Source organism: Pseudomonas sp. L13 (assembly GCF_009935965.1).
Classification (GTDB): Bacteria; Pseudomonadota; Gammaproteobacteria; order Pseudomonadales; family Pseudomonadaceae; genus Aquipseudomonas; species Aquipseudomonas lactis.
Genome location: NZ_QODJ01000112.1, coordinates 1 through 7,674, shown reverse-complemented (window position 1 = coordinate 7,674; position 7,674 = coordinate 1). Strand labels below are relative to the sequence as shown.

Annotated in this window: 6 protein-coding genes; all 6 read left to right on the top strand. The window is 58.3% G+C overall.

Features of this window, described 5'->3' with window-relative positions; genetic code table 11:
* Positions 1–1,134 (top strand): type VI secretion system Vgr family protein (locus DK871_RS27965; protein WP_161907435.1); only part of this gene is annotated, 1,134 nt, incomplete at its 5' end.
* On the top strand, positions 1,131–2,951 hold the full coding sequence (locus tag DK871_RS27960; RefSeq protein ID WP_161907434.1) for a phosphatidylserine/phosphatidylglycerophosphate/cardiolipin synthase family protein: 1,821 nt from the start codon (positions 1,131–1,133) through the stop codon (positions 2,949–2,951). The genes DK871_RS27965 and DK871_RS27960, both read left to right, overlap by 4 nt.
* Positions 2,952–4,232: a sel1 repeat family protein gene (locus tag DK871_RS27955; RefSeq protein ID WP_161907433.1), complete on the top strand. Its 1,281-nt coding sequence runs from the start codon at positions 2,952–2,954 to the stop codon at positions 4,230–4,232. It begins immediately after the preceding gene.
* A gap of 190 nt (positions 4,233–4,422) precedes the next feature.
* The gene (locus tag DK871_RS27950) at positions 4,423–4,686 is read left to right on the top strand and encodes a PAAR domain-containing protein (protein ID WP_161907432.1); all 264 of its coding nucleotides are present in this window, start codon (positions 4,423–4,425) and stop codon (positions 4,684–4,686) included.
* Positions 4,687–4,688: 2 nt separating this feature from the next.
* Positions 4,689–5,921 (top strand): hypothetical protein, encoded by a 1,233-nt coding sequence (locus tag DK871_RS27945; RefSeq protein ID WP_161907431.1) that lies wholly within the window; start codon positions 4,689–4,691, stop codon positions 5,919–5,921.
* Positions 5,922–5,931: 10 nt separating this feature from the next.
* A partial coding sequence (locus DK871_RS27940) for an ImcF-related family protein (protein WP_306109909.1) occupies positions 5,932–7,674 on the top strand: 1,743 nt, incomplete at its 3' end.

Sequence of the window (7,674 nt, the reverse complement as noted above, 5' to 3'; positions counted from 1 at the left end):
CTCAACCTTGGGCACCTAGTCGATGCTCAGAAGCAAAAACGCGGCGAAGGCTTTGAACTGCGCACCGATGGTTGGGGCGCGATTCGGGGTGGGAAAGGTTTGTTTGTCAGTGCTGATGTGCAGCCTCGGGCTAGCGACCAGATGCTGGAAATGAGTGCTGCGTTGGGCCATTTGCAACAGGCTGCGGATCAATTGGATGGGCTGTCCACCGATGCCCAGGCTGCCAAGGCTGACCCGGCAGATGTGCAGGCGCAGATCAACCTGCTCAAAAAAGACATTGAACAACTTGCATCGTCCGTGCTGCTCCTCAGTGCCCCTGAAGGCATTGCCTTGACCAGCGGCAAGCACTTGCAGCTGGCGGCTCAAAACAACCTGATGCTCAACGCTGGTGGCGAGGCGGATATCAGCGTGATCAAGCGCCTGTTTATCGGCGTGGGGCAGGGGGTGAGCCTGTTCGTGCGCAAGCTTGGGATCAAGCTGACTGCCAACCAGGGGCCGGTCAAGATCCAGGCACAGAACGACACCTTGGAACTGATGGCCCGCCAGGGTTTGGAGATCATCAGCACCGAAGACGAAATTCGCATCGTCGCGAAAAAGAAAATCACCCTGAACGCGGGCGGCAGCTACATCACCTTGGATCAGAGCTGCATCGAATCGGGCACGGCAGGAGATTACAACGTGAAGTCGGCGCACTTCGACTACTTGGGCCCAGCCACTATGAATGCCGCGCACCCTGACTTTCCGCAGAGCTTATCCAAAGAAAAAGTGCGACTGCGTGTGCCACAAGCCTCCAACGCTTCCAGCCTGGGCTGGGCCGGAATGCCTTACACGCTATACGCCGATGGCGCGTTGCTTAAAAAGGGGGCGCTGGACGACACCGGACACTTGATGGTCGACCACCAGGTCGTGACTCAAGGCTATCGATTGGAAATGGCTAACGGTGTGAGTTACCAGATTCCGGTGCCAACGGAGTACCGCAATGCCGAGCAAGCGCATATGGCCAACAGTGGTTTTCATCATCATGCATCGCAAACCGACGCCGGTGTACGGCAGCCCAACTCACACACCGACCACCGAGCGTTGTACGCGTCGGTGATGGAAGGCGCCCGAGGCAAGAAGGGAGACCAACAATGACTCAAGCTCAACCCGACATCGTCGTACCGCTTGCCCTCCAGCATACCCAGGAGGCGACATGCAGCGCGCCCTGGTTTGTGTGCAACACCGAATACCATCCCGCCATGGCGGCTTATCTCCCCTTGGTTAACGGTGAGGAAGCGTTCAGGGCTGTACATCAGGCAATTGCAGCGGCCAAAAAGACCGTGGATATCATTTGCTGGGGCTTCCAGCCGTCGATGTATTTCATCCGCGACGGCAGCGCGTCCAGTATCGGTGATCTGCTCCGTGCCAAGGCGCTGGAAGGTGTCAAGGTGCGAGTGCTGGGTTGGGAAATGCCGTTCAACAGTGCCGGCTTTGCGGGTGAAGCCAACTTGCCTGGCAAAGGCTCGATCAGCATCGCAGACCGGGCGGGCCAGAGTTCTACCCAACAGCAATACGACGATGATCGCCAATGGTTTGCCGACTGTGCGGTTGCGGACGGTAAAGCGGCCGGGCGAGGAAATGACAAGGTTCCGCTATTCGTCAGTCGTGGCTTCAGCGCACGCGAACGGGCCGAAATTAATCACTGGGTGAAGCGCGCCAGTCTCGATCCGAACATCAGTAAAAAAATGCGCTATACGATGGGGTTGTCGGCCACTCACCACCAAAAGAGTGTGTTGGTCGATTACGAGTTGTGTGACTGCGCTGTCGGCTTTGTCATGGGCCACAACATGCTCGATGAATATTGGGACACTGACTCGCATTCGGCGCTGAACCGCAGCGCCGATAGCAAGCCGGCTCCCAACAGGGGGGCACGCGGCGACCAGCCCCGGCAGGATATTTCCAGCCAGGTCAGCGGCCCGATTCTGGAACATTTGCACCATAACTTTGCGACGGCCTGGCTCAAGGAAACCGGCGAAGACCTTCTGGTTTCGCGGTGTTCCACTGAGGTCGCCGAGCACCTCACGGCCGGTAAAGGCAGCTTGTTGGTCGCGCAGTTATTGCGCACCCAGGCCCAAGCCGGCAAGCGGGATATTGAGGCGCTGTACTTGAAGGCGATCAATAACGCGACCCAGTTTATCTATATCGAAAACCAGTATTTTCGCTGGCCACCGCTGGCGGAGGCGATCAAGCAGGCGGCGCAAGTCCAGACCGGGGCAGGGCGTGACCCGGGCCTGCACGGTGCGTTGCATTTGTTCGTGATCACCAATGCCACCAACGATGGCATGGGCGCGGGCACAGTGAAAACCCAGGAGATGATCGAGAGTCTGGGGCGCGCCGAAACGATTCCGGCGGTGACCAAACTGCTGCGCATCAAGCAGATAAAAAAGGAGATGCCTCCACGGCCACGACCTGAACCCAATGACCACGTTGGGCAACGGGAACTCAAGGAGTGGCAGGCTCAACTCGATGAGCAAATCAAGGCGGTCGAAGACACCACGATTAGCCCACAGGAAGTGCCCGGCTTGAAAGTGCATTTGTGTTCGCTGGTGGCACCCGACTCACCGGCTGGCAAGAGGTGGACGCCGGTGTATATCCATTCCAAGTTGATGATCGTCAATGACGTGTTCACCACCCATGGTTCGGCGAATATCAACACCCGCAGCATGATGGTGGACAGTGAGTTGAATATTGCTCATGAGTGGGCGGAGGTGACGCAGGCGTTGCGGAGGCGGTTATGGAATCTTCATACGAAGGAGATGGGGGCGCAGGATGATCCGGGTAAAGCGTTTGATGCTTGGGAGGAAATTCTTGTTGAAAACAAAAAACGTCAGAAAGACCTAAAAAGTGGGGCGCCGTATGCCTCCCTCATCGAGTTTTATTACGGCGAAGCCACCCTGAAGGACCTTGACTGAATGCGCCTGAAAATCTTGTTATCGAGTCTGTTGCTGGCCGTGTGCGGCACCAGCAACGCTTTTACTTTGCCGACTAAGGACATGCCCTTGAATCCGCTCACTGAAATCAAGGCCAAGTTGGCCTTTGCCTGTGTACACGAAAGTATTCCGGTGTCATCCGCTGAAAGCGATGTGTTATTTCAGTACGCCCGTTGGCTGCAAAAAAACAACCAGCTCAAGCAAGACAAGACTGTCGATGTTGAGATCGAACGGTTGTATCGAATTGCTGCCGAGAACGGTCACTACAAGGCCAATATCAACCTGCAGAATGGCACCATGCGTGGCTTTTTTAAGTTGCGAGGTGAAGAACACTTGCGTTTGAGTCAGCACTTGATCGATGCCGGTGTGGCAACGGGTTATTACTTTATCGGGATCTTCTTGCAACAGGGATCTGCCGGGCTGAAGAAAGACCCGGAAATGTCGTTGCGTTACTACCGCAAAGCGGCTGATCTGGGCAATGCTCAGGCCCAGTATTACGTGGGTGACAAGCTAGAACCGAGTAATATTGCTCCGGATGTCGCTCGCCAAATGTATCGTTGCGCTGCTGAGCAAGCACATGGTAAAGCCGCTACGGCATTAGGTGTTGATCTCAAATATGGGAAAAAATACCGTGAAGCGCTTGAGGCATTCCAATTAGGAGTCGCTGCTGGTAGCAGCGTTTCGGCCTCTTTTTTAAGCAAAGGTTTTCGTAATCCGTCATCTTCTAACGAGTTACATTACCTCGGGCAACAGGAAGACTTGGAGCGTGTAGACCGCTACGAGCAAATCGGCAAAGTACTAGGTAACTACTCCTACGCCGACCCCAAAGTCCCCGAAATCAACGAAATCCTTCCCCTACCACCGGCCAAACTCCCTGCCTGGGACGGCAAGCTGCAATGGCTGGAAGCCCGCTTGGCCAACGTCCCACCGCCCAAGCCCACCGAGGCATTGATCAACCAACTGGCCAAAGCCATGGTGCTCGACCCAGCCACCGGCAAACCAATGCCCGGTTCACCGGCTTTCAGCCAAGCCAATTTCCCGGTGCGTATCTGCTACAGCGGTGAGACCTGCCCGGAGACGGGCTACTGGAAAATCATCTGGCCAAACGACCTCGCGATTAGGTGGAAAGAAGTCATTCGCCACTTTGAACAGGGCGAGACGATGCCAGTACATCAAGTCGAGCGCACTTACCCACGCCCTTGGCCGCTCTCCGAAAAGATCACCCTTCGCGATGAAGCGGTGGAGTGGGGGCTGCTTGGATGAAACGTCATTTTCAAGGCCAAGCTGGCCTTTACCTGTGCACAAGAGACGATTCGGGCTCGATCCGACGAGGGCAACGCTCTCCTACTGTACGCCTGCGAACTGCAGGAAATATCCACTCATGCAGACAGGGCCGTCGGTCCTTTCAGGCAAACAGTTTTAGTGCATTGCCACCGAAAGGGGTCATTAAAATATGAAAAACATCATCCGCATCGGCGACAAAACAACCGGCGGCGGCACCGTTCAATCGGGCTCCATTGTCATGATCTTTAGAGGCATAGGCGTGGCTCGCCAGGGCGACCCGGTGATTTGTCCGCTCCCTGGCCATGGCCGCACGGTGATTGCCGAGGGGCATCCAACGTTTCGCGACAACGGCCTTCCCGTCGCGTTTCACGGGCATCGCTGCGCCTGTGGTTGCCTCCTTATTTCGTCACTGCCTGACGCGAGCGCGAGCTAGCGATGCCGGTCAAATTGGATCAGGTGCCTGCTCTGGCGCCACGCCCTGTACGACCAAGGTGGTGGCTCTGGCTAGTGGTGTTTCCGCTGCTGCTTTTGCTGCTCGGTGTGGCGGGGACGTTTTTGTTCGGTACAGAAGCGTTGCGTCAACAACCGTTACGTTTTTGGGGGCTTGCTCTGGGCGGGCCGCTGCTGGGGTGGTGCCTGCTGGGTTTTGGGCGTGCCTTGCTGTATCTCGGCCAGCAGCAGGTTGCTGATGGGTGGGATAAGGCCCGTGAAGAGGATTTGATTGAAAAATTCCGGCGCGGTCGCCGTGTTCAACAGGTGTTGGGGGTCAGTGTGAACACGGCTTGGCGAGCGCCTGATGCACCATCAACGACGCAGTTGGATCTCGTATTGAGCGGGGACAAGGCGCTAACGGCTCAACCGTCCAGGCAAGGGACGGTGTCACGGCATAGTCGTATCGCCGCTGATAAGCATGAAGTGCCTGAGGTAACGCTGCTACGCGTGTTGGCGCAGTTGCTTGCCGATTTGGCGCCAACCCTGGAACAGCTACCCGACAATCAGCCGCTAGCGCTTTTGCTGGAAGTCGAGAGTGCCTTGCCGGAAAAGATATGGCAGCAGCTGTGGCAGCAGGCGTGGATTGAATCCGGTATCCGCCAACGGACAACACCTATTGAGCGCGGTGGTCTGGAGGCGGTGGATCAGTGGCTTGATTACCGCATTAATGATCAGGCGTTGTTGTTGGTGGTGGCCCTACGGTTCGCCGTGCAACAACCTGAAAACACGGCTGAAGCGGCGGTGGGATTACTGTTTGGCAATCGCCTGACCCAAACCCTATTACCACCCATGGCCTACCTGCATCGCCCGGAGCAGGAGCGCGAACCGTCCAACGATGCACTGTGTTACGCCGCGCATCAGGCCTTGGACTGGGTGCCTCTGACTGCGCAATCAATCGAGCAAACATGGCGAGCAGGGGTTGATGCAGCGCGTGACGCTGCGTTGACCGCCGTGTTGGCTGAAGTGCCTCTTCCAGCGAAGCCCAACGAAGGGTTTTACAACCTGGATGCCTCGTTGGGGCACCCAGGTAAAGCATCGCCGTGGCTGGCGATCGCCTTGGCGGCACAGTCCATTCATCGCGGCGCTGGGCCGCAGTTCATTTTCAGCGGGAGCGACTGTGTTGATACGGGGCTCTGGAGCACGGTGTTGACACCCGCGCCACCGCTCTCGCAATAGGGATTTTCGAATGCAGCTTCGACGTTCAGTAGGGGTGTGGATTGTGGTCAGCGTATTGGTGCTGATTGGAGTAATACTGGCGGGGGTGGTTTGGCTTTACCCGGACGTATTAGGTCTTCAGGCGGGCAGTGACCAGCAATCTATCAGCCTGTGGGTAATAGTCGCCACGACTCTGGTTCTGCTGGCGCTTGTGGGCGCCTACCATTCATTGGGCAACCAGTTAGGGCGTTCAACGTATCGTCAAGAAGCGCAGCAGGCGGATGATATTCCCCAACCTGAACAGCTTGGTCGCGAAGGGGCTGGTGATGCTTCCATGAAAGAGCGCACCCACTCGATCAGAAGACACCTGCGCGAGCACTACGGCCCCCTCTGGCGCCAAAAAGTCCGCCTCCTTCTCCTCATCGGCGACCCCGACACCGTCAACGCCATCGCCCCCAACCTCACCACCCGCCACTGGCTGGAAGGCCAGGGCACCGTCCTGCTGTGGGGCGGCAACGCCCTTGAATCCCTGGAGCAAACCTTCACCGCACACTGGTCCGGCCTGAGCCGCTGGCGCTCCCTGGATGGCGTAATCTGGGCCTTGGACAACACTCAAGCCGCCGACGCCGCCGCGATGGCCACCGGCGTGCGCCAGTTAAAGCGCTTGGCGCATCACGTAGGCTGGCAGTTGCCCTTGTACCTCTGGCAAGTGTGCGCCAGCACCTGGGAGCAAACCGGCCGTGCGATGCAGCCGGTGGGCCGCGTACTGCCCGAGCGCTTCAGCGCGCAGGAACTGCAGGAGCAGTTGACTGAGTTGCTCACGCCATTGCGCCGTGCCGGGCTGGGGCAGATGAATGAGACATTGGCCCACGATTTTTTGCTGCGGTTGTCGCGTGATTTGCAGGCCAAGGGAATTGCCCGCTGGCGGCAGGTGCTGGAGCCGCTGACGCCCGAGTTTTCCCGGGGCGTGCCGTTGCGGGGGCTGTGGTTCAGCCTGCCGGTGGCGCCGCTAAAGTCTGCTTCAAAAAGCCACGACTGGTCCGCGCCTACCCCGTGGCAGGGCGTACTCGACGACAACCGCACTGCTCGGCGTTTGGGCTGGGGCGTGGTGCGTGTCGGCTATGCATTTATGTTGGGCCTGGCGCTGTTATGGGGCGCAGGGTTGTTGCTGTCGTTCGTGACCAACCGCGTGCAGATTGGCGAGGTCGAGCGTTCGGTGGCGGCGTTGCAGCAGCCCGGTAGCGGCGACGCGCAGTTGACCGCGCTCAACGATCTGACCCGTGAACTGGCGCGCCTGGATTACCGCGCCAAAAACGGAGTGCCCTGGTATCAGCGCTTCGGCCTGGAGCAAAACCAGAACCTGCTGGCAGCGGTGTGGCCGCATTACGTGCAGGCCAATAATCGTTTGATGCGCGACCCGGTGGTGGCCAACCTGCAAGGCCGGCTCAAGGCATTTATCGCCTTGCCACCTGGTAGCGAACAGCGCGCTGCGCAGGCGCCCGGGGCTTATGAAAATCTAAAGGCTTACCTGATGCTGGCCCGGCCACAGAAGGCCGACGCGACCTTTTTGCGCAAGGCCCTGGGCAACGCCGAGCCGGCGCGCAACGGTGTGACGAATGGGCTTTGGCAAGGCCTGTCGCCGGGCCTGTGGGGCTTTTATGGCGAGCAGTTGGCCGCGCACCCGGCGTGGGCGATCAAGGCCGACCCGGCGCTGGTGGCCCAGGCTCGCCAGGTGTTGCTCAGCCAGTTGGGCCAGCGCAATGCGCAGGCCGCG

Coding starts and splice junctions, on each gene's coding strand:
- DK871_RS27960 (WP_161907434.1), top strand. CDS start 1,131: ATGACTCAAGCTCAACCCGACATCGTCGTACCGCTTGCCCTCCAGCAT.
- DK871_RS27955 (WP_161907433.1), top strand. CDS start 2,952: ATGCGCCTGAAAATCTTGTTATCGAGTCTGTTGCTGGCCGTGTGCGGC.
- DK871_RS27950 (WP_161907432.1), top strand. CDS start 4,423: ATGAAAAACATCATCCGCATCGGCGACAAAACAACCGGCGGCGGCACC.
- DK871_RS27945 (WP_161907431.1), top strand. CDS start 4,689: ATGCCGGTCAAATTGGATCAGGTGCCTGCTCTGGCGCCACGCCCTGTA.